Below are 22,139 nucleotides of genomic sequence, written 5' to 3'. Positions count from 1 at the left end.
TTCTAGAAATCATTAAAAACTATAGCAGTAAAGCTGGAAATATCGAAATCATATTATAAAAAATATGTATATATATACCTCCACGTAAAGAATTAGTAACTCTCCATGCTTGAATCATTGGTATATGCGATAATCCTGCAATAACACAAAACCAAATATTAAAATCATAGGCGTATAGATGCATTAAAGAGAATAATAAGCTCCCCATAAAAACACTAAATATCCATGAGTAATTCCATTTTTTTAAATAAAAAAACATTGGTAATATGACGCTAGCTAATAACAGTTCTTCCCCCGTCATTTCTATTAGTAACAAAATTAATAAACTTAATTTTGTTACTATATTCGCATGAACTAGCTGAGTGATATATCCATTACCAATTACATTACTTGTATTTTGGAAATCAAACATTACCATCATACACACTAATGCTAATCGTATTAAAAAGGCTAAAAATAATAACCTAACCATTTGCCGTAGAAAAGGTTTATTCATTGGTTTCAATAATAAAAATACCTGTTGACTACCAAGCGTCAATAGTAACGAAATTATACCTCCTAAAAAAGATGTCAGTAATCCAACGTACGGTACAGTAACCGCACAATAAAAGCTAAACGGGATTATTAAAACATACGTAAGCACTACTTTATAATTAATTTTAATTAACTTCATTTTTTGTTTTATAAAGATTCCTATCTACCCAAGACTATTATTTATTTTCCGGTACGTCCTAACTTCCATATAAATAACAATAGCCAAAGCCCCGTACGTACGAATACTTTCTTCCAACAAAAATTGATCTGTTTTAATTAAATCAGGAATATTACAGCTAACAATAAATAACAACAAGTGTAATGGTATTAATCGACTATATTTATTTGAAAATATCATTTTACTTTTCCCTATACTATGACTGTACCGATATACTACATTTCCTCCTTCCACACTCCTAATAATAAATTTAATTTACAAATTCAGATAAAAAAGAATTTAACGTTAATTTCTCACTAGTATTCGTTGCTAATTTATAATTTCTCTTGTCGCCAAATTTCTTTAAAGCGTTGCTTCTTTCGCACCGATATTGGACAAAATAAGTCTTCATGACTACGAAAGTAAATGCGATTAGCTTGGACATCAACATAATTGACGGCTGACAAATTAACAATAAAACCCTTATGAGATCGAAATAATGCCGGATGTCTTTTTTCAATATTTGATAATGAATCATTTAACTCAATTACTGTATTTTTGGTATATAAAATAACACGGTTAACATAATTTGGTTTTGAAGCGATATACAATATTTCAGACATCGGCACATCATAATAACGATTCTGTAATTTATACACAAATTTCTCTGGATTATTGTACATATGATCAACGGTCCGTTTTAAAGAGATATTAATATCTTTACGGATTGCTTCTTCAATCAAATCATCATTCGTTAAATCAGCTACATAATCTAACGGTGCTAAACGATGTTTCAATATTGACGATAATGGTTCTTCACACGCAGCAATAAATACTAGATTAGCTGCTGGTAATTTTTTCCTGATATATTTTCCCAATCTGACACCTTCATCATCTACAACATATATAAAAAACAAAAAATTTTGGTGCAAGCTTGTTTGAACAAAAGCCTTTATTCGTTCAACATCAGGTGTAGCAATCTTAATGGTTACCGCTAGTTCCTCAAATTTCGTATATCGTTTAATAAAATTAGATATCCAAGTTAATCGTTGCTGCCCATCTTCTAATATTATTATCTCTAACACAAATTTCCCTCCATATTGCTAGCACGTTATATTCAACAATCGCTCATATAAAAAGACAGTTTTTAGATTTAAAAGTCCACTAAAAATTGTCCTAATATTTATATTTAGCTAAAAATCTAACTTCTTACATATATCAATTAATCTTAAATTGATTCATTCATTTACAAACAAAAAATATTAAACGTTACGTTTCTATTATTGAACGCAAAAAAACAGGCCACTTTCTTTAAAAGTAACCTGTTAATTAAATGTTCCACGTGAAACATTATTTATTTGATTGTTGCTTGTTATCTTTCACATAATTCCAAAAACTACCAATGGCTGATACTAAATCAAAGCCTGGCAAAATAATTATATAAACCCACATTGAAAATGAATCAGTAGGACGAAAAATCAAATACCACAAAATATCAATCATTAATTGCATAAATAACTGTTGTGGTGTTGCTCGAAAAAATGTTTTACCAAAAGCACCTAGCATTCTTTAACCTCAATTTATAGCCATTTTTGCAAAAAATTAGCTTTAATCTCTGTATTTTCTGGCGTCATATAAGCACCTGGTCCATGTCCCTTACCTTCGATAACATGAATTTCAGCACGATCATCACTCACAACCTGACGAGCAGCTGCAATCATATTAACCGTTTGTTGATATGGCACAATCACATCAGCGGTACCAACAAAAGCCAAAATTGGTGGCATTTCTGCACTGAAATATGTCGCTGGATTATATTCTTTAACCTTATCTGGTACATCTTTTGGTGCTTGTTTATTAAACATCTGACCTTCAAATGACTCTGCAGTACCAGTTTCAGAATAATTTGGTTCGATACCACTCTCTTTAAATTGTGGCACAAATTTATCAAACTCATATGGTCCATAAAGCGAAATAATTGCATTTACCTGTTCAGATTCGTCAGCATTTTCGCCAAACTCACGATTAGATATTTCATCTACCGTTGCGGTTACTCCTGCGAGCAAAGCCAATTGTGCACCAGATGACTCGCCCATTAATGCCACTCGATCCATATCCAATTGATACTCAGCCGCATGAGCACGTAAGAAACGAATTGCCGCTTTAACCTCATAGATTTGTGTTGGAAATGCTGCATTTTGGATCCAAGTATATGAAATACTTACAACCGCATATCCCTTATCCAATAACTTCAATGCTGGGTCAAGTTTATGTGAGCTCTTATCACCAAATACCAAACCACCACCAAATACATCCACGATAACTGGGAATGGACCATTGCCTTCATTTGGTAAATAAATATCTAAATCATGACGCTCACCAGCCATATAAGATACATCTTGCCATTGTTGTTTAATATAATCTGTTTTTGCAAACGTCCGTGTATAAGGACGTTCGATAAATTTTTCTGTCACCTTAATTAGCCTCCTATCATTACCCTAATTAAAAAGGATAGTTGCCTATCCAACTATCCTTTCATAATACACTATTTTTTAGTTTTTATTCGTAAACTTAAGACAATCATTATTACAAACCATACAATAGCTAATACTGTTGTTGGCATTGTATCCTTCGTAAATAGCAAGATTAGGAAAATTCCAATTAAGAAAGCAATCGTTAGGTAATCTGTTACAGGAGAACCTGGCATCTTAAATAACTTTTTACCATTCTTATAATCATCACTTTTACGATACTTAACGTGTGCGTACACCAACACACCATACATCACAACGAATGCTGCTGATGCAACTGAAGTAACCAAATCAAACGCTGTGGCTGGGAAGAAGAAATTCAACACAACGGCTACAGCAATCAATAATACTGAAACATTAATCGCGTTATTTGGAATATAACGTTTATTTATCTTACCAACGTATCCCTTACCCTTTGATAATGAGAAAAGCATCCGTCCAGTTGTAAAAATAGCACTATTCAATGATGAAGCAGCAGCTGTCAAAACAACAAAGTTAATGATTCCAGCAGCCCCCGTTATTCCAATTCCTGCGAACACTTGAACAAAGGGTGATTCACCAGCATGATAATTAGTCCATGGTTGAATACTCATAATAGCAATTAGGGCACCAATATAGAAAATTAAAATACGTACAATAATTGAATTAATTGCTTTGGGAATATTCTTGTAAGGATCTTGTGCTTCAGCAGCTGTCATCCCCACAAATTCAATTCCCAAGAAAGCAAAGAATACCATTTGGAAAGCTGATAACAAGTGGCCACCACCATCAGCGACAAAACCATGTTGCCATAAATTACTAATTGAAGTAATTCCTGATGACGTTTTAGTATGCATCACCATCATAATAACCCCAGTGACAATCATTGCAATAATCGCGATAATTTTAATCATTGAGAACCAAAACTCAGTTTCACCAAAGGCCGCTACTGCAATAATATTAATACCATACAATATGGCTAGAACAATTAGTTCCCATATCCAAACTGGAATATTGGGGAACCAAAACTCCATATACGTTCCCACCGCCGTTAACTCGGCCATGGCAATCGTAATCCACCCTATCCAATAAGTCCATCCAATGATAAATCCCGCTTTAGGACCGACATACTTTTCAATAAAGCCAACGAATGTTGAACGATTAGGATCTGTTAACAATAACTCACCTAAGGCTCGCATCATCCAAAACATAAATATCCCGACAATTGCATAGACAAATAAAATGACCGGACCAGCTGCACTAATCGAGCGCCCTGCCCCCAAGAACAATCCTGTTCCAATTGTCCCACCTAAGGCAATCATCTCAACATGACGACCTGTTAAGCCTCTGTCTAGTTTCTGCGGGGACCCTTTTTGTTGTGACATATTCACACTCCCTTTTCCATAACTACATCATGTTTACGATATTTAAAAAATACATATTATCTAGTATATAAGAATTTTTATATTTTTCAAAATTTCAGAAAATTTAATTTTAACAATTCTAAAATTTTTATGCAGATTAAAAAAACTGCAATGTAGCGAAATTTGTATCATTTCACTACATCACAGTTTTTATCTTAATATTTTTTGTAGCTAAATAAAACAAAAATTAGTCAAATCTTCACCTAGTAATTAGGACCTAGAAAATCTGTTGGTGTCTGACTCTCCAATCGTTGCAACAAGCGCAACAGAATTCCTTTTTCTAGCATGGCCGCCCACATACCTTCAAGATGGCGTTCTTCGTGAATAATCACTGAAGTAACCGCCCGTAATTCTCGAAAATCGTGACTCGTCCGCGCAATCATATCCACTTCTTCCTCACGCAACTGATCTAGTCCCTTTTGATGTAAAGTACGGTCATAATTTTGATCATAATAATCCGACCATTCAAATGATCGTACTAAAGACACCATTTGGTCATCATAAACAGGATGTGTTGTCATGTGTTCACCTTCAACCCAAGGAATTTGAACACCTTCTGCATTAACTAAAAATTGATACCACTTTTCAAAATTAAATGGATGTTGTTTTCTCACTGTTAAGTGCCTCCAGTTATTAACTATCATCTGTTATGATAACACTTATTTAAAGTTAGTTAATGTTTAATTCCGGAAAAATACGATAAATATCATCTGGTTCCGTCAAATTTTCAACATGGCTACCTAACCGTAAAGATACTGTCTTGCCATCATATGACACAACACGCACACCAACGGTCAAAGCATCTTTAACAGTAACGCCTAATGGATTCTCGCCAAAATATTCATGGAATAATGCTGTTTCATTTTCTTCGAAGTAAGCCGTACGTTCATTTCCTAAGTTTGTTGCCCACTCTTGCATAGTTGCCACATCAGGTGCAGCAGCAATCATCTTAGCTGCAGGTGTTTTACTTGGTGTTAGCACTCGATCTGTAACTAATGATAATCCATCATTAAAACGCATACCAAAGTGATCAGCCAATTGCGAAATATCTTGCATAATTTTAAGCGCTGCTGGTTTATTCGCTAATGTATCCGTTGGGTTTTCTAACGATACTGCATTGGCAACATCATCTTGCCCCTGCAACACACTATCACTCAACTCTTCATCATTTATCACAAAATAAATCAATAATAAATGAATCAAATTTAATTCATTCTCAGAAATACCAGCAATATCAAATGGATTAGTATCCACCAAACGAATTTCTAAATAATCAACACTTGGATTATCTGCTGCTATTTTTTTAAAACGCACTGGGCCATAAATTTCGTGTTCCGAGAACAACTTATCTTCAGATAATAATTGCTGAATTTGTTGCTTGTACTTTTCATAATCACCACTGTAAGCTAGCTTTTCACCATGATCATTAACAAAACCATATTCACTGGTTCGTAATGAACGCACTGGATGACTAAATTGCGGCGTCCTTGAATCTGTATCATTTAAGTTAAATGGTGTTGCGCCAAATAAATAGTTAAACAACCATTGGTGTGCCACAATTTGCTGTGCTAAATGAAAATAAACCCGATCTTTAAAAACATTAAAATTATCAGCACCACTTGCAGTAAACAAATGTTGCACCAAATCCTCAGGTAACGAATAGTTTAAATGCAATCCCGTCATAATTTCGTGTGTTGATCCATATTTATGCATCAACCAATCTCGGTAATCTTGCACCCATGAACGTTCAAACGTTTCATCTAACCACTGTAAATCATCCTTTTTTAATTGAGGCGGCATACTTAATGGCCAAATTGATTCGTCATCTGTCATGTGATGACGTAAAACCCATTGTAATTGTAATAAACGATCACGTGCTTCTTCAAATGACCCCACCGGTTCCGTTACTAACTCTGCTTGTGTTTCACTATAATCCGTTTGTAAATAAGGATGCATACGTCTTGACCCAAGTTTTGCCGAATGATTAATTCTACTCAAACGGCCTTCCTTAGATACACGATGTGCTTCCAATTCAATGCCGAATTTTCCACCAATTAATTCTTTGTATAAGTTATTATTTTTGATTATTTGTCCTAAATGTAAATCATCTACCATAATCTTTTCCCTCATTAAAATTGATACTAAATAAAAACGGCCTTGCGTATATGGAATATACCACACACAAGGGCCGATTTCATTAGTTTCTTAATTCATTAAACAGTTGCATCAATTTCAGATTCATTTTCATCTGATTCTGAATCATCTCTACGATGTACTTGCCAAAGTTCCCATGCATATACCGTAATAGTACGAATAATTGCATAGAATGGAACTGCCAAAATCATCCCCGCAATTCCAGCAATATTACCGGCTGCCAATAATAGCACAATGATTGTTAATGGATGAATATTTAATGAAGCACCCATAATTCGTGGATAAATTAGGTTACTATCTACTTGCTGTACAATCAAGACCACAACAATTACCCAAAGTGCTTGTAAAGGTGAGTCAGTAATTGCGACAAATAAGGCCGGTACTAACCCAATATAAGGTCCAACATATGGAATAATATTGGTTACTCCCGCAAACACACCTAGCAACAACGCATAATTTTGACCAATTATGAAATAACCAATCGTCGTAAAGAATCCTACGAATAACATTTCTATGGCTTGTCCACTGATGTATTGTGCAATAGTTCGATTCAAACGTGACAAAACATCTGAAATACGATCTTGTTGCTTACTTGGGAAAATCTTTTGAATAAATGGTGATAGTTTGTGACCATCATTTAACATGTAAATTGTCATAACAGGTACGGTAATTGCCGTAACTGTAACGTTTGTTAATTTACCAATAACGGAACTCAAACTGGTTGCCATACCAGCAACTACTGTCTGACCAAACTTTTGTACTTCATCTTGTATCTTATCAAAATCCAGCTTAATACCGTATTCTTTAGCGACATTAATTTTACTAATATCATTAACTAACTGTTGGATTGTATCGATTAAGCCTGGAATATTCCGGATCAACCCAGTAATTTGTTCAACCAATGTTGGTAATAACATTAATATTAATGCTATTAAAATACCAACCAACAGCAACATCACAATTGTAATCGCCCAACCACGACTAACGTGCTTTACTTTACCCAACGGGATTTTTTGTAAAAATACCACAACAGGATTCAATAAATAATATAAAAAACCCGAAATAATTAACGGTACAAAAACTGCCCCGATAAATTGACTAATGGGTTCTAAAATAAAGCGTAGTTGTGTAACAACTAAAATCAGTAACGCGATAGCTAATATTTCAAGCGTCCAAAAAAGTAGTTTGGAACGTTTTAGGTTTGCTAACACTTCACACCCTCACTTTCATTTTTTCTAATTATACCAGATAATATGGTACCAAAAAGTTTCTAGCATCATTAATGCTACAACATATTATTTGTGAAATTAATAACAAAATTGTTAAGTTTAATTTAATTTTATCCACAAACTTATACACAAGTTTTCCACAGGGCACAACCAACATTTGTGTGCAAAAAAAGAGTACCAAACTAACTGCTTTTTCTACAGTAGTCTGATACTCTTTTAAAATCATTTCAAAAGCAACACTTTTTTCACAATGTTTTACTTAAAGATCAAAGCTAAAACTAGACCAATTGCCAAAGTGATTGAAATAACCACGGCATTTTTAATCGCGTATGGAAAATTAGGCTTAATGGGATTAGCTTGAAAAGCACGTACGTTTTTCATTACAATTGGCAATGATAAAATAGCAACTAATGATAACCAAGGCAAAATGCCAAACACCACGGCAATGATTAACATGACATAACCTGCAATGTAAACCCAACCGAATGCTTTAACAGCTCGATCTTTTCCGAGATGCCAAACCAATGTATGACGGCCCTCAGCAACATCTTCTTCATAGTCACCAATATTATTAGCAAACATAATATCACCAATTGCACACCATGCAATGGCTGAAGCAATAATAGCATGAATAACCAATTCACCATTGAATGTTGGCGCAATATTAATATATGTTGCACTTAGGAAAATCAAATATCCCATGGTTAACCCTGACGCCAATTCACCAAACGGTGTCCGTGACAATGGTAGCGGTGTTCCTGCATACCAATACGTCACAATAAAGCCAACGACACCCATGATAAACAAAGGCCATCCCGTTTGGAATGCTAACCATAGTCCACCGATAGCTGCAATCAAAATCAAAATCACTAACGTTGTCCACGATTGACGTTGTGAAATACCGCCATTACCAACGATGTTATTTACACCATTTTTCCATTCATCGCTGGTCGCAGATTTAAAATCTTGAATGTTATTCCAAACATTTGCCACCATTTGCAATGAAAATACAACAATTGCAAATAAAATTGCATAACCGACATTAAATTCTTGATAGGTAATTGCGGCATATAAATTACCTAATATTAGTGGTAAGACACTTGCTACTAGTGATTGCACCTCAACAAATTTTAACCACGTTTTGACAGTCATTCTTCAAAACCTCCTAAAAACTCTTAACAACTCAGCTTACATTAAAAAAACCAGTCGTGCAATGTAACATTACAAACTGGTTAATATACTGGTTTATATTTCACGAAATTTATTACGGTTTTCGTTCACTGCAATATCTGTTACGTTCAATGAATCAACACGACCATATGGTGATGGTGAATCATCTACTTTAGAAATAAATTCCTTTAGTACGCTTTCCTCAGCTTGAGCTTCAATATGAACTGAACCGTCACTTTCATTCCATACAGTACCGGTTACACCAAGTTCCTTAGCCAACTGTGTTGTCGTATAGCGAAAACCAACCCCTTGCACACGACCACGCACAATAATTTTCTTAGCAATTGACATAAAATTCTCCCCCTATAAATACAAAAACAGTCCTAAAGGTAATTTTACCTTAGGACCATATTATAACGTTATTCTATGGTTTTTTCGTCAAATCAGATCCAAAGTACTTTTCAGATAATTTGGCAACAGTACCATCTTTCTTCAATTCTTTTTGTGCCTTAGTAATCTTCTTAGCTAAAGCCTTATCCTTCTTATTCAACATTGGTGAAGCAGAAGTATCGCCCAAGACATCTGTTGTCTTAGCCTTCAACTTTGTTTCTGGATGCTTCTTTTTATAAACACCCCATGAATCTTGTGAGTTTAGTGTCACATCCACTTTACCAGAGTTAACCAAGTCAATTGCTTCTGCAAAACCAGGCACTGAAACAACGTTTGTTCCCGCCTTCTTAGCAGCTTGACCAAAATTTGAAGAAGCTGATTGTGCTGACTTCTTACCCTTCAAATCAGTAGCCGTTTTGATATCTGAATCCGGCTTCGTAATCATTACTGTCTTAGTATACATATATGGTGCTGCGAAAACATAGTGCTTTGCACGTTCTTTGTTCTTACCCATGTTATTGTATACAACATCGTACTTACGTGCATTTAGTCCAGCAACAAGTGAATCAAACTTTGTCTGTGAAAATTCAGGCTTCAACTTTAATTTCTTAGCAACTGCTTTTGACAAATCGACTTCAAAACCAGTTAGCTTACCTGACTTATCACGATATGAATAAGGTGAATATGTTCCTTCTAGCCCAATTGTCAAAGTACCTTTTTTGTGCAAATTCTTTTCGTATGCTGGTGTTGCCTTAGCAGAAACACTTGGAACTACTGCATATGCACCGGTACTGGCAACAGTCAATGCGACAGCTGCGGTTGCTGCAATTTTTGTATATTTATTCATTTTAATCTTCCTTAACTGATGTTTATTTTGTCATTTTTCAACGTCATATCACCTGTTAATTTAACATCGCATCCCCAAAGCCATAAATGTCACCTCTCTTAGTTACTGACGCAAATCATACTCTGTTTACTAACATTTTGTCAACACGTTAATAACCGATAAAAATTTACTTGCATTTAATTAGTAAGACTCCTAAAATAAAGGAGATTAATAATATATTTTATTTTTTAAGGAGTCCCATTATGTTACAAGCTTCATCAAATAACTATATTGCTTGTGCATGCCTAGCGCATTTTTTGCGGTAGGTTATCTTGGTGTACACCATTTTAATAACTGCAAAAAGTGTGTTAGGCATCTGAGTTTATCAGGATCGTTTAGCACTTTTTTTATGTTCATTTTTTGAAAGGATGACTCATGCTTCAATTCATTGCAACTTATGCACCACAATTAATTATTGCTGGAATCAAATATACGATTCCATTAGCATTAATTTCTTTTGTTATTGCCGTTGTGATTGCCGCCGCAGTCGCAGTCTTACGTTCTTATGTCCCTCACGCTACCGGATTAGGTAAAATTGGTTGGCGAATTTTAAAATTTATTCTTAGCTTTTATGTTTGGGTGTTCCGTTCAACACCGATGCTTGTGCAATTATTCGTTGTTTTCTACGGCTTACCAAAATTAGGTATTAGTTGGTTATCTCCATCAGGCTGGTCAGCCGCCGTGATGGTCTTGTCATTAAACACTGGTGCCTATGCATCCGAAGCCATTCGCGCAGCAATTTCATCAATACCTGATACGCAACGTGAAGCTGGTGCTGCCTTGGGAATGACTGATCGTCAAATCTTTTTGCGTATTATCTTGCCGCAAGCAACGCGTATTTCAATTCCCACATTAGCAAATTCTTTTGTTTCTTTGGTTAAAGATACGTCATTGGCATCAGTTGTTACAATTGTTGAAATGTTCTACTTGTCACAGCAATTAGCTGCGGTTAACTTTGAGCCTTTGCAAATGTATCTACTTGTTGCCGCTATTTACGCCCTATTTGTCAGCATCTTATCATTCCCACAACGTTATATCCAACGTTGGGCTGACCGTTTTGTGAAAGAACAGAGGTAAAAATAATGCTTAAATTAGAACATATTGATAAACGTTATACTGAGCATCATGCGCTTCAAGACATCAATGTTACCTTTAACCCGCATGAAACAACTGTTATTGTTGGGCCATCTGGTTCTGGTAAATCTACTTTGTTACGCTCATTAAATTTATTGGAACGTCCAGATAGTGGTCAATACACTATCGACGATCGTACTATCGACTTGAGCCAACCATTAACAACCGACACTTTGCTTTGGGTTCGTCGTAAAACAGGCATGGTTTTCCAACAACCACGTATGTTTGACCACCTAACAATCATGGGAAACATGATTGAAGCACCAGTACATGTCCTTAAACAATCGAAGGCACAAGCTACTAAACATGCGCACGAATTATTAGCTGCTGTTGATTTAGATAACACGGCTGATCGTTATCCTTATCAATTGTCTGGTGGACAAACCCAACGTGTTGCTATTGCGCGTGCAATGGCAATGGCGCCCGATTACTTATTATTGGATGAGCCAACTTCGGCATTGGACCCTGAACTAGAAGCACAGGTTCTACGTGTACTAAACGACTTAGCCAATGATAATCAATCAATGATTATCGTGACACACAACATGGATTTTGCACGTCACGCTGCTGATCGGATGCTATTCTTAGAAGACGGTAAAATCAACTTTGATGGCACGCCAGATGAATTCTTTAACAAACCTACTGAGCGTATTAACCGCTTCTTAAACGCGTTTAAATTTGATCAAGGTGAAGCCTAACAGTAAGTAATTAAAAGATTAAAAAATACCCCGAAAGTTAAATTTTTACTGCCGGGGTATTTTTATATAATCCGGAGAACTTACTTAATTAAGTAATTCATGCCAAATTTTCTTATTAATAATATGTTTTAAAGGATTTTTTGAAATTTCAACTAATGTACCATCACTAGTTAGATTTTTAATAGCACCTTTTATCCTATTCACTGCCACTTTTCTTTTATTAATAATCTCTACTATCTCGTTATCCTTGATTGATGTTGATTCAACAATATTAAACAACTGTGATTGAGAAATTATAAATAATATACCTTTATCTAAATCCGAAAGCTGTTCTCGTTGTGCAAGATTATGTTTTATTGTGTCTAATTTCTCTTTTTTGCCCCTTAAATCTTGTATAACATCCTGCTGTCCAGATACTAATATGCTTAACATGTCCTCTAAAAATATTGTCAAATCGCCTCGATTAAACATATCATCAGCTTGTTTAAACGTACGATAATATTTATCACTATGTTTCCTAATAGCCGTTGCAATCGATAGACCTGAATATATGTCTACTTTTGAAGAGATATATGAGGAGAGTAAATACCGCCCCATCCTACCGTTACCATCATAAAATGGATGCGTATTTTCAAACATAAAATGCGTTACTAAAGCCTTTAAAATTGGATCTATATTATCAGAATTCATAAAAGCAATTAAACTTGTTAATGCCGTAAATATTTCCTCTTCATTAACGGGCGGAATATACACCGTTTCTAACGAATTCCCAATACGTACAAATCCATTTCTAAAGTATCGTCCATCTGGTTTTTCTTTATCTGTAATTTCGCCTTGTAAAAGCTCATCATATATAGCTCTAAAATCTCTTAATTGTAATATCCTTTTTGATTCTTCATTGATAGTATCAATATACAGATTTACGGTGGAAACTAATCTTTTTGTTTTCGTGTTTTTTTTATTATTTCCTACAATTGTTCCTATTTCTTCACGATTTGTGTTTACACCCTCTATTTCATTTGTATAATGAATTTCATTAATTAGTAATGTGTTAATAAAACTAGTCTTAGCTACCCCTGGTAATATATCTTCTAAAAGAATAATTTGCTTTGAATTACGATACATTTTTGAAATTAATTCATTAATTCGAACAGTCTCAACAAAAAATATTGGGTACGTTGTGCTAAAAACTTCTTCATCGTTCATTGTTTTAGGTCGCATTTGCGTCACTGTTGTAGAGTTTCCATTAATACGACGATTATATTCTTGATCAGCAATTATATTCTTAGGTAGGGATTGACCACCAACTGTGTAAATATATTGTTTTAACAATTTATATTTCGCCATAATTTCATCCTCATTTTGAAATACATTTATTTTTTGTATATTATCATGAAGTTTTACCAAATAAAACGTAAAGATAAGCGATTTTTTATATATTAGCGAAAACAATTAGCCGTTCTAGACAAATATACCCTGAAAGTTAAATTTTCACTTTAACTTTCAGGGTACATACACCTTATACCAGTAAATTCTGGTTGGGTTTTAAATTGTCATTCTTCAGGCTGTTGCGTCAATCCTTGTTGAACAACGGGTAACATCTCTTGCCATGTTGTTTCAAAAATTGTTTTAAAGAAATTATCATCCCAACGACCTGCAAAAAACGGATGATAAAAATAAGTAAATGTCTGCATAACAGTTTGACCACGTTGCTGACGGAACGTGTCCCAAGCCATGATTTTTTCAACAGCAGACGCAAATTCTTTAAGTCGAGGTTCAATCAAACTATCATGTTTCCCCAACTCATATTTATAAAAAGCTAGCATTTCTGGAGCGTCAGCAAAACTTTGTTGACGACGCGTTGAGAGTAGCCATAACCAATCATGTAGTGCCTGCACCCGATCTTGTTCTGGTGCACGTTCACTAGCCGCTAAGATTGGTGCATCAACATGTAACAACCAATCCTCGTCCATTTCTTGGAATAAGGCGTCACGGTTGGCAAAATGTTTGTACAACGCAGCTGGCGTAATTGTCAGTTTACGCGCAACATCAGCAAGACGTGCTTTTTCATAGCCTTTTTCCATCAACACAGCTTGCGTTGCTTCAAAAATTGCTTCCTTTGTAACTTTTGACATTTCACTTTCCTTTCTCACTTTATTATCCTTAATATTATACCCAACTGTATCAAGTATATAAACTATATAATTTTAGTTTATCATTATTCTTTGTTATACTAGAAAATGAATTATCAGCTAAAACTAACTGAAATATATTTAATAAGAGGTGTAAGTATATGACCATTTCATCATTAACCGATACATTTACCTTAAATAACGGTGTTAAAATCCCAGTTATAGGATTTGGTACTTGGCAAACGCCTGATGGGGATGTTGCCTATCAAAGTGTGCTTGATGCACTAAAGGCCGGTTACCGTCACATCGACACTGCTGCTGCTTATGGTAACGAAGCTTCAGTCGGCCGGGCCATTAAAGACTCAGGTATCCCACGTGAAGAATTATTCGTTACTTCAAAGTTGTGGAATGATAGCCACAGTTATGAAGCTGCTAAAATCGCTTTGGATAAGTCATTGAAGCTACTTGGCTTAGACTACCTAGATTTGTACCTAATTCACTGGCCTAACCCATTGATTAACCGTCGTGACTGGGACAAGGCTAATACTGAAGCTTGGCGTTACATGGAAGACGCATACAAAGAAGGTAAAATCCGTGCCATTGGTATTTCTAACTTCCAAATCGAACACGTTGAAGCTTTGCTAAAGACAGCAACAATCGCCCCAATGGTTAACCAACTATTTGTGAACCCTTCTGATTTGGAAAAGGACATTGTTGCCTTTAACAATGAGCACGACATTCTAACAGAAGCATATTCACCATTAGGAACTGGTTCTTTGCTATCAGTAACTGAGATTAATGATATTGCCGCAAAGCATGATAAGTCAGCAGCCCAAGTATTGGTACGTTGGTCACTACAACATGGTTTCCTACCATTACCAAAGTCTACACACGCTGAACGAATTGAGCAAAATGCGGATGTCTTTGACTTCACCCTAACAGATGAAGAAATGTCTGCACTTGATCAACTAGAAGGTGTTGCTGGTATGCACCAAGAAGCTTCACAAACTGAATTTTAAAAACAGAGTGTAACAAAAGACGCTTTGAATCCGGTTGTAACATCGTTTAGGTGTATTACGACCGTAGCAACGCGTAGGTTGTGATATACCTAAATGTTGTTACATTTAGGATTCAGTCTTTTGGAGCACGTTTAAAAACAGAGTGTAACAAAAGACGTCTTGAATCCGGTTGTAACATCATTTAGGATTCAGTCTTTTGGAACATATTTAAGAACCACCAATCTACCACATTAAAATGGTAAATTGGTGGTTCTTTTTATTGTTTAATTATTCGTAAAATTGTATATTTATACAATTTACTCATTTTCCAATTCAGCAATAACTTCATCATATCGGTCATGGATTAATTTTGCTGATGCATCTAACTTATCTTGTTCATCAGCTGATAAATTCAATTTAACCTCATCAACAATCCCTGCACGACCAACAATCATCGGATATGATACATAAACACCATATTCTGGTCGATTAATTAGAGACTGGTAATTCTTCATGACTATCAGTCAAAATAGCCTTCGTTAGTCGACTAGCTGCACTAGCAATACCATAACTAGTAAATTTCTTACCATCGTACACAGTAAAGCCACCGGTTTTAACAGCTTCATCTAATTCTGATAATGGCAAATCATATGAGGTAATGGGTTGTCCTTTAACCTTCACTGTCGACCAAGCTGTAAACTGTGAATTCCCATGTTCACCAACATTGTACCCTTGTACTGACTTTGGATGGACCTGCAATGCTTGTCCAACAGCGCGATGCAATCGCGCCGTATCCAAAAGGGTTCCTGTTCCAATAACTCGTTTTTTTGGAAAACCAGTAAAATGTTGATACATTGTTGTGATAACATCAACTGGATTCGTAATGACAACCAAAATACCTTTAAATCCTGATGCAACTAATTTTTCAGAAACGCCCTTTATCTGGTGCTTTGTAAATTGCAATTCAACGAAGCGATCCTTATTTTTAACTGTCCCCTGTAATGAAATCTTACCAACTGAAGAAATTACGACATCAGCATCAGCCAAAGCATCCCAATCATTAACAACGTAATTAGCGTTATATTCTAAATTCGCCTTTGCATCTTCAAAATCCAACGCTTCAGCGGTTACTTTGGCTTTATCACTATCAATAAAAACAAATTCATCTACTGCACCTTGTGCAGACAAACTATGTGCAACTGCTGCTCCAACATGACCTAAACCAATAATCCCACTTTTCGTGTCATGATACTACCCCTCTAATATGTTTAGTAATTTGCCAAAAATGTGCCAATGCGCTTTACTGCTTCATGTAACGTTTCCATTGATGCCGCATAGCTAATACGGATGTAACCTTCACCACCAATGTTGAAAATTGAACCCGGAATAACGGCAACCTTGCCGCGCTTAGCTAAATCAATACCAAACGCATAATCATCTTGGTCAACATTAGCTGGTAATTTCGCAAAGACATAAAAAGCTCCATTAGGTTGTGGTATTTCAAAACCTAATTGTCGCAAAGCTGGTACTAGATAATCACGTCGTTCACGATATGCATCACGCATCCTCTTAGAATCCAACTTTCCTTGTGCTGAGCCCAACGCTTCGGCTGCAGCGGCCATTGCCGGATTTGAAGCAGACGTTACCGTAAACTGATGCAACGTTGCTGCTGGTGCTATTAATTCTGCTGGTCCAACAATGAATCCAATTCGGTAACCAGTCATTGCATGTGACTTAGAAACACCATTCAAGATGACTGTTTGTTCTGGCAATAACTTTGCAATTGAATAATGCTCAACGTCATACGTTAACTCTGAGTAAATTTCATCCGCAATAACAGTGATATCTGTTCCCCGCAAAATATCCGCTAATGCTGCTAATTGTTCTGCCGTATAAGTCACGCCAGTTGGGTTAGAAGGATAGTTCAACAACACAGTCGTTAACTGATCACCGTATTGATCGACTGCTGCTTGCAATTGTTCAGGGGTCAATAAGAAATCAGATTTTGATGTATCGACATAAACAACATCCCCACCGGCTAAAGCAATGGTTTGATCATACATTGAAAAATTAGGCGCTGGTAACAACACCTTATCACCATCATTAATGAAGGCTGTTAATGTGTCATAAATCCCTTCCGTTGCACCCAAAGTTACAACGATTTCAGTCTCAGCATCGTATGACAAATCGTAACGATCTATCATAAAATGACGAATTGCTTTACGCAAAGCCACACTTCCCTTAGAAGGTGCATAATGTGAATCATCACTACTAATACTATCAATTGCTGCTTGCTTAACATGTTGTGGGACAGAAAAATCAGGTTCCCCAAGTGTTAGTTTTAAAATATCCTCTACGTCACTAGTTTGATCATCAAATGCTCGAATAGCATTCGGCTGGATTGCTGCAACTCGTTTATTTACGCCCATATTTTTACCCCTACTTGTTTTAAATTTTGCGTCCTGGATTTAAAATCCCCAATGGATCAAAGACTTGCTTAATTTGCTTTTGTAGAATTCTAACGCTTGCATCTAATTGTTTTGGTACCCATGCATTCTTCAAGCTACCAATACCATGTTCCGCGCTAACAGTCCCCTTTACTTCAATGACAAACGCTAATAGTTCATCAATAAATCGTTGCGTTTCTTCTGGTAAAGCCCCATCTTTATCTTCTAAGATAATATCTGGGTGCAAATTACCATCCCCCGCATGACCTAACAATAATAATCGTTGATCATACTTGCTTGCTAATTCCTCTGCTTTGTCTGCTACCTTGGCTAATTGTCCCAATGGAACTGCCACATCTTCAACAATTAAACGACCATACTGTGCACCAGCTGCAAAAATATCCTGGCGAATTTTAATAATTTCACTAGTACGTTGTTGGTCTTCAGTAACATCAATCTTCGTTGCACCATATGTATGTAATACTTGTTCAACTGTGCTTAAAGCATCCGCTGCAGCAACATCAATTTGGAAAACCAACAATGCTTGTTCCCCATGACTTCCCAAATGACTGCCTTCATACTCATCAAGTGCTTCTATCGATACACGATTTAAGATTTCTAGCATTGATGGGTTCACCCCACTAGCCTGAACTGCTTGAACCGCCTGCATTAACTCATGAATAGTTGGAAAAGTTGCCAATCCTGTAACTGGTTGTCCCAAAGGAACTGGTAATAAGCGGACTGTTGCCTCGACAATAACCCCCAAAGTTCCTTCTGAACCAATCATCAAATCCGTTAAATCGTATGCTGTATTATTTTTAAATGTTTTACCACCAAATGTAACGACTTCACCATTTGCCAGAACCACTTTTAGTCCTAACACTGACTGCTTCGTCGTACCATACTTTAACGAAGACATACCACCAGCGTTGGTGGCGATATTACCACCAATTGAACTAATTGGTTTTGAACCTGGATCAGGTGCGTAAAAATAACCGACCTGACGTGCTTGTGTGTCCAAATCACCATTCAACACACCCGGTTGAACGATAGCAACCTGATTTTCTGGTTCTATCGCTAAAATTTTGTTCATTCGTGATAGATTTAAAACTACACTGCCGGCCAACCCAGCCGCACTGTTAACAATAGATGTCTTAGCACCCTGTGGTACGACCGCAATTTGATTTGCAGCCGCAAATTTTACCGTTGCTTGAACATCAGCGATTGAAGATGCAAAGATTACTGCATCTGGTAACACCTTGGTTGTAATTTCTTGTGTATAATCATTTGCGCCATATTCGGCTCTTGTTTGCTCGTCTAATGCAATTTCACCATCTGGCAATTGCAAAGACCCCCAATTTGTCATTGTCATATTGCTCCTCTAAATAAAAAAATCCCGTCGCTCCATAAAAAATACGGAACGACGGGACGATTGAAATCGCGTTACCACCCGTGTTTCAATTTACATCACTGCAAATTGCTCACTAAGTCATGAATTACTTACATGCTATATCGCGCACACCGGAAATTACTTATATTAACTACTCATAATTCCATTCACTCCCGGGCCAAAATTCATTTGCTGAATCGGTTGCCTTACACTATCTACAACTCGCTTTGCGTATCCATCACAAACTACTCACCCATTCATCGTGTTTACTCATATTATGGTAAAACGCGTATTATGAAAAGTCAATCATTAAATTAAAATAATCTCATTTATCTCACATTTTATATTTAGTGATTATGAAAATGGATACCAAAAGCGACTACCCGTTACTTTGATCAGTAGCATTTCAATAACGACAAGTACAACGATCCCTAATAAAAACCACCAATCTTGTTTTTTAAACTTTTGCTCATAATACCAACTACGTTTTTTCTCTTTACCAAAGCGTCGTAAATCCATCGAACGACTGACTTCATCAATTTTTGATAACGATGAAAAAACAAGTGGCATCATGATACCAAAAGCACCTTTAATACGTTGCCTTAACGGTACATTAGATGACATATCAAATCCACGAGCTTGTTGCGCATGACTAATCATCACAAATTCTTGCTGCACACTTGGAATGTAGCGCAACGTCAAAGCAACTGCATATGAAATACGATAAGATAAACCGATTTTATTCAATCCAGCTGCAAATTCACTTGGATTAGTCGTTAGTAAAAATATCAATGCTAACGGCAAGCTGAAGAAATATTTTGCTAATACAATGAATTCATAGAATAATTGCTCTAACGTTAATGCGTATCGACCCGACCCAAATAAAATGGTTTGACTATGAAATAATTTCACACCATATTGTGGTGCGAATAAATAAATCAACAATAAATTCATAACCGCAAATACAGCTACAAATTTAACAATAGTCGACACGTTTCTCCAACGAATGCCGGCAACCTTTAAACCAACAACAGCAATAATCATCAATAAAATTAAGTAACGAACATCAAAGCTTAGCATACCGCTAATCGTAAGCAATAAAAATAGCAACAGCTTAGTACCACCACTTAATTGATGAATAATAGACTTTCCCGGCTGATAACCAAATATATTATTCATAACCTATCCTTTCCCAATTAATGCCGTTAATGCAGCTGGATTACTTAATCCATATTGTTGCGCCAACTCATGCACTGTTGTTATTGATAAATCAGCCTGTTCAACTAACTGCTGATTATTTAACAAGCTTGCGGGTGATTGATCAGCCAACAATTGTCCATCCACTAATACTAAGGCCCGCTCCGCTGCCGATAACATCAATGACATATCATGCGTAATTATCATTACTGTCGTATTAAATTGCTTATTCAAATCCTGCACAAAATTCATAATAGCCTGTGCATTTGCATAATCTTGTCCAGCAGTTGGCTCATCCAAAATTAATATCTTCGGTGCTAATGCCAAAACTGCAATAATTGTTAAACGCTTCTTTTGACCATAACTCAATACTGTCACTGGCCACTCACGCATACCATACAACCCGGCCAATTTAAGCAAATCGTGAACGCGTGGCTTAAGTTCTTCTTCAGACATACCACGCAAACGTAGACCGCTCGCAACTTCATCATAAATAATCGACTGTGTAATCATCTCATTGGGGTTCTGTGAAACATAGCCGATATAATCAGCGCGCTCTTTAATTGATAGGCCTGACAAATCACCAATACCTGTTAATGTCATCGTTCCTGCTGTTGGCTTTATAAATCCGGCAATTAATTTACTTAGTGTAGACTTTCCTGAACCATTTTTACCAACCAGAGCAACTAATTCACCCTCATACAAGGTAACATCAACACTTTCAAATAGTGCCCGCTTACCGTACTTAAACGCCAATTGTTGTATGGTTAAAATTGGCTCTGCAACTGAGCTATCCCTCTGATTTTGTTGATTTACGCTGTTGTCTAACACTTGTAACTTTTCCTGTACATCCGGTCCCGCTATTCGTGCCGGATCAGTAATATTAGCAAGCCCATCAAATGAAACACCAGCTAATTTTAATAATTGCAGATAGCCCGGCATTGCTAGTCCATATTGCGCTAACGCTTGCGTTTTTAAAATTTCATCAGGCGTACCATCAAAAGTGATCATACCTTTATCCAACACAACAACACGATCTAAACGGTGCTGTAAAACATCTTCTAAACGATGTTCAATCATAATAACAGTCAGATGGTATTTTTCTTGTAGCTCATCCAACAAAGCTAACATACGATGTCCACTTGCTGGATCTAAACTTGCTAACGGTTCATCAAACAATAAAATAGGACTATCATCAATCAAAACGCCCGCCATTGCGACACGTTGCTTCTGTCCACCAGATAATTCTTGCGGTGCTGCACGCAACAAATCCTCTAGCTCCATAATTTCTGCCCATTGTTGTACCTTAGTAAACAACTCATTATGTGCAACATTATCATTTTCCAAAGCAAAAGCCACATCCTCAGCAACCGTTAAGCCAACGAATTGGGTATCAGTATCTTGTAACACCGTACCGATATCAAAAGAACGCTCAAAAATAGACATATCCTTAATGTTATGCCCATTAATGGTAATGTCACCAGTTATTTCTCCCTGGTAAGCGTGCGGAATTAAACCATTAAGTAATTGCCCTAAAGTGGTCTTACCAGACCCTGATGGTCCAGATAACAGCACACGCTCTCCTTGTTCAATATTTAAATTAATGTGATGTAAAGTTGGCTCTGATTGTGAGTCATATTTAAATGTTACATCGCTCATTTTAATTGCTAATGTCATTAGCCAACTACC

The 22,139-nt window shown here is 36.2% G+C and carries 20 protein-coding genes and 1 pseudogene; 3 read left to right on the top strand and 18 right to left on the bottom strand.

The window, feature by feature from the left end; translation table 11 throughout:
- Window positions 1-19 precede the first annotated feature (19 nt).
- The 11 genes from GA0061074_RS09355 to GA0061074_RS02775 all read right to left on the bottom strand — a co-directional run bounded on the left by GA0061074_RS09355 (window position 20) and on the right by GA0061074_RS02775 (window position 10,415).
- Window positions 20-412 carry a CPBP family glutamic-type intramembrane protease gene (locus GA0061074_RS09355; RefSeq protein ID WP_425274159.1) on the bottom strand — a complete coding sequence of 131 codons (393 nt, stop codon included), beginning with the start codon at window positions 410-412 and terminating at the stop codon, window positions 20-22.
- 614 nt (window positions 413-1,026) lie between these two features.
- Window positions 1,027-1,776: a LytR/AlgR family response regulator transcription factor gene (locus tag GA0061074_RS02820; RefSeq protein ID WP_092461650.1), complete on the bottom strand. Its 750-nt coding sequence runs from the start codon at window positions 1,774-1,776 to the stop codon at window positions 1,027-1,029.
- Window positions 1,777-2,041: 265 nt separating this feature from the next.
- Entirely contained in the window at window positions 2,042-2,257 is a 216-nt protein-coding gene (locus GA0061074_RS02815) for a hypothetical protein (RefSeq protein ID WP_092461648.1), read from the bottom strand.
- Between the two features lie 14 nt (window positions 2,258-2,271).
- On the bottom strand, window positions 2,272-3,165 hold the full coding sequence (locus GA0061074_RS02810) for an alpha/beta hydrolase (protein ID WP_092461646.1): 894 nt from the start codon (window positions 3,163-3,165) through the stop codon (window positions 2,272-2,274).
- 71 nt (window positions 3,166-3,236) lie between these two features.
- Window positions 3,237-4,586, bottom strand: coding sequence for an amino acid permease (locus GA0061074_RS02805; protein ID WP_092461644.1), 1,350 nt, complete (start codon window positions 4,584-4,586; stop codon window positions 3,237-3,239).
- A 242-nt stretch (window positions 4,587-4,828) separates the two neighbouring features.
- The gene (locus GA0061074_RS02800) at window positions 4,829-5,239 is read right to left on the bottom strand and encodes a DUF6508 domain-containing protein (RefSeq protein ID WP_092461642.1); all 411 of its coding nucleotides are present in this window, start codon (window positions 5,237-5,239) and stop codon (window positions 4,829-4,831) included.
- Between the two features lie 55 nt (window positions 5,240-5,294).
- Window positions 5,295-6,740: a glutamate--cysteine ligase gene (locus tag GA0061074_RS02795; RefSeq protein WP_092461640.1), complete on the bottom strand. Its 1,446-nt coding sequence runs from the start codon at window positions 6,738-6,740 to the stop codon at window positions 5,295-5,297.
- Between the two features lie 98 nt (window positions 6,741-6,838).
- Window positions 6,839-7,990: an AI-2E family transporter gene (locus GA0061074_RS02790; protein WP_092461638.1), complete on the bottom strand. Its 1,152-nt coding sequence runs from the start codon at window positions 7,988-7,990 to the stop codon at window positions 6,839-6,841.
- Between the two features lie 273 nt (window positions 7,991-8,263).
- Window positions 8,264-9,160 carry a prenyltransferase gene (locus GA0061074_RS02785; RefSeq protein WP_092461636.1) on the bottom strand — a complete coding sequence of 299 codons (897 nt, stop codon included), beginning with the start codon at window positions 9,158-9,160 and terminating at the stop codon, window positions 8,264-8,266.
- A 93-nt stretch (window positions 9,161-9,253) separates the two neighbouring features.
- Complete coding sequence (locus GA0061074_RS02780) at window positions 9,254-9,529, bottom strand: acylphosphatase (RefSeq protein ID WP_092461634.1); 276 nt, start codon at window positions 9,527-9,529, stop codon at window positions 9,254-9,256.
- Between the two features lie 73 nt (window positions 9,530-9,602).
- Window positions 9,603-10,415 (bottom strand): transporter substrate-binding domain-containing protein, encoded by an 813-nt coding sequence (locus GA0061074_RS02775; protein WP_092461631.1) that lies wholly within the window; start codon window positions 10,413-10,415, stop codon window positions 9,603-9,605.
- A gap of 414 nt (window positions 10,416-10,829) precedes the next feature.
- Between GA0061074_RS02775 and GA0061074_RS02770 the strand changes: the two genes are divergently transcribed.
- Both GA0061074_RS02770 and GA0061074_RS02765 read left to right on the top strand, forming a co-directional pair.
- Entirely contained in the window at window positions 10,830-11,531 is a 702-nt protein-coding gene (locus GA0061074_RS02770; RefSeq protein WP_092461629.1) for an amino acid ABC transporter permease, read from the top strand.
- 5 nt (window positions 11,532-11,536) lie between these two features.
- The gene (locus GA0061074_RS02765; RefSeq protein WP_092461627.1) at window positions 11,537-12,286 is read left to right on the top strand and encodes an amino acid ABC transporter ATP-binding protein; all 750 of its coding nucleotides are present in this window, start codon (window positions 11,537-11,539) and stop codon (window positions 12,284-12,286) included.
- A gap of 84 nt (window positions 12,287-12,370) precedes the next feature.
- Here GA0061074_RS02765 and GA0061074_RS02760 read toward each other — a convergent pair whose 3' ends face one another.
- Both GA0061074_RS02760 and GA0061074_RS02755 read right to left on the bottom strand, forming a co-directional pair.
- Window positions 12,371-13,633, bottom strand: coding sequence for a Fic family protein (locus tag GA0061074_RS02760; RefSeq protein WP_092461625.1), 1,263 nt, complete (start codon window positions 13,631-13,633; stop codon window positions 12,371-12,373).
- A 206-nt stretch (window positions 13,634-13,839) separates the two neighbouring features.
- The gene (locus GA0061074_RS02755) at window positions 13,840-14,421 is read right to left on the bottom strand and encodes a TetR/AcrR family transcriptional regulator (RefSeq protein ID WP_092461622.1); all 582 of its coding nucleotides are present in this window, start codon (window positions 14,419-14,421) and stop codon (window positions 13,840-13,842) included.
- A 158-nt stretch (window positions 14,422-14,579) separates the two neighbouring features.
- On the opposite strand from GA0061074_RS02755, the gene GA0061074_RS02750 reads away from it, so the two are divergent.
- Window positions 14,580-15,437: an aldo/keto reductase gene (locus tag GA0061074_RS02750; RefSeq protein ID WP_092461620.1), complete on the top strand. Its 858-nt coding sequence runs from the start codon at window positions 14,580-14,582 to the stop codon at window positions 15,435-15,437.
- 296 nt (window positions 15,438-15,733) lie between these two features.
- Here the strand turns inward: GA0061074_RS02750 and GA0061074_RS02745 are convergent.
- The 5 genes and pseudogenes from GA0061074_RS02745 to GA0061074_RS02725 all read right to left on the bottom strand — a co-directional run bounded on the left by GA0061074_RS02745 (window position 15,734) and on the right by GA0061074_RS02725 (window position 22,127).
- Window positions 15,734-16,646 (bottom strand): annotated as a pseudogene (locus GA0061074_RS02745) (L-lactate dehydrogenase).
- A gap of 38 nt (window positions 16,647-16,684) precedes the next feature.
- On the bottom strand, window positions 16,685-17,845 hold the full coding sequence (locus tag GA0061074_RS02740; protein WP_092461618.1) for an aminotransferase class I/II-fold pyridoxal phosphate-dependent enzyme: 1,161 nt from the start codon (window positions 17,843-17,845) through the stop codon (window positions 16,685-16,687).
- A 19-nt stretch (window positions 17,846-17,864) separates the two neighbouring features.
- Window positions 17,865-19,229 carry an FAD-binding oxidoreductase gene (locus GA0061074_RS02735; RefSeq protein ID WP_092461764.1) on the bottom strand — a complete coding sequence of 455 codons (1,365 nt, stop codon included), beginning with the start codon at window positions 19,227-19,229 and terminating at the stop codon, window positions 17,865-17,867.
- Window positions 19,230-19,607: 378 nt separating this feature from the next.
- Window positions 19,608-20,432, bottom strand: a complete 825-nt coding sequence (locus tag GA0061074_RS02730) for an energy-coupling factor transporter transmembrane component T family protein (protein ID WP_092461616.1) — start codon at window positions 20,430-20,432, stop codon at window positions 19,608-19,610.
- A 3-nt stretch (window positions 20,433-20,435) separates the two neighbouring features.
- A complete protein-coding gene (locus GA0061074_RS02725) occupies window positions 20,436-22,127 on the bottom strand; it encodes an ABC transporter ATP-binding protein (protein WP_092461614.1) in 1,692 nt (563 codons plus the stop codon).
- Window positions 22,128-22,139 lie beyond the last annotated feature (12 nt).

It is taken from the genome of Weissella bombi, assembly GCF_900094835.1.
GTDB classification, from domain to species: domain Bacteria; phylum Bacillota; class Bacilli; order Lactobacillales; family Lactobacillaceae; genus Weissella; species Weissella bombi.
The sequence above is the reverse complement of the archived record's forward strand: the minus strand, read 5'-3'. Positions and strand labels throughout refer to the sequence as shown.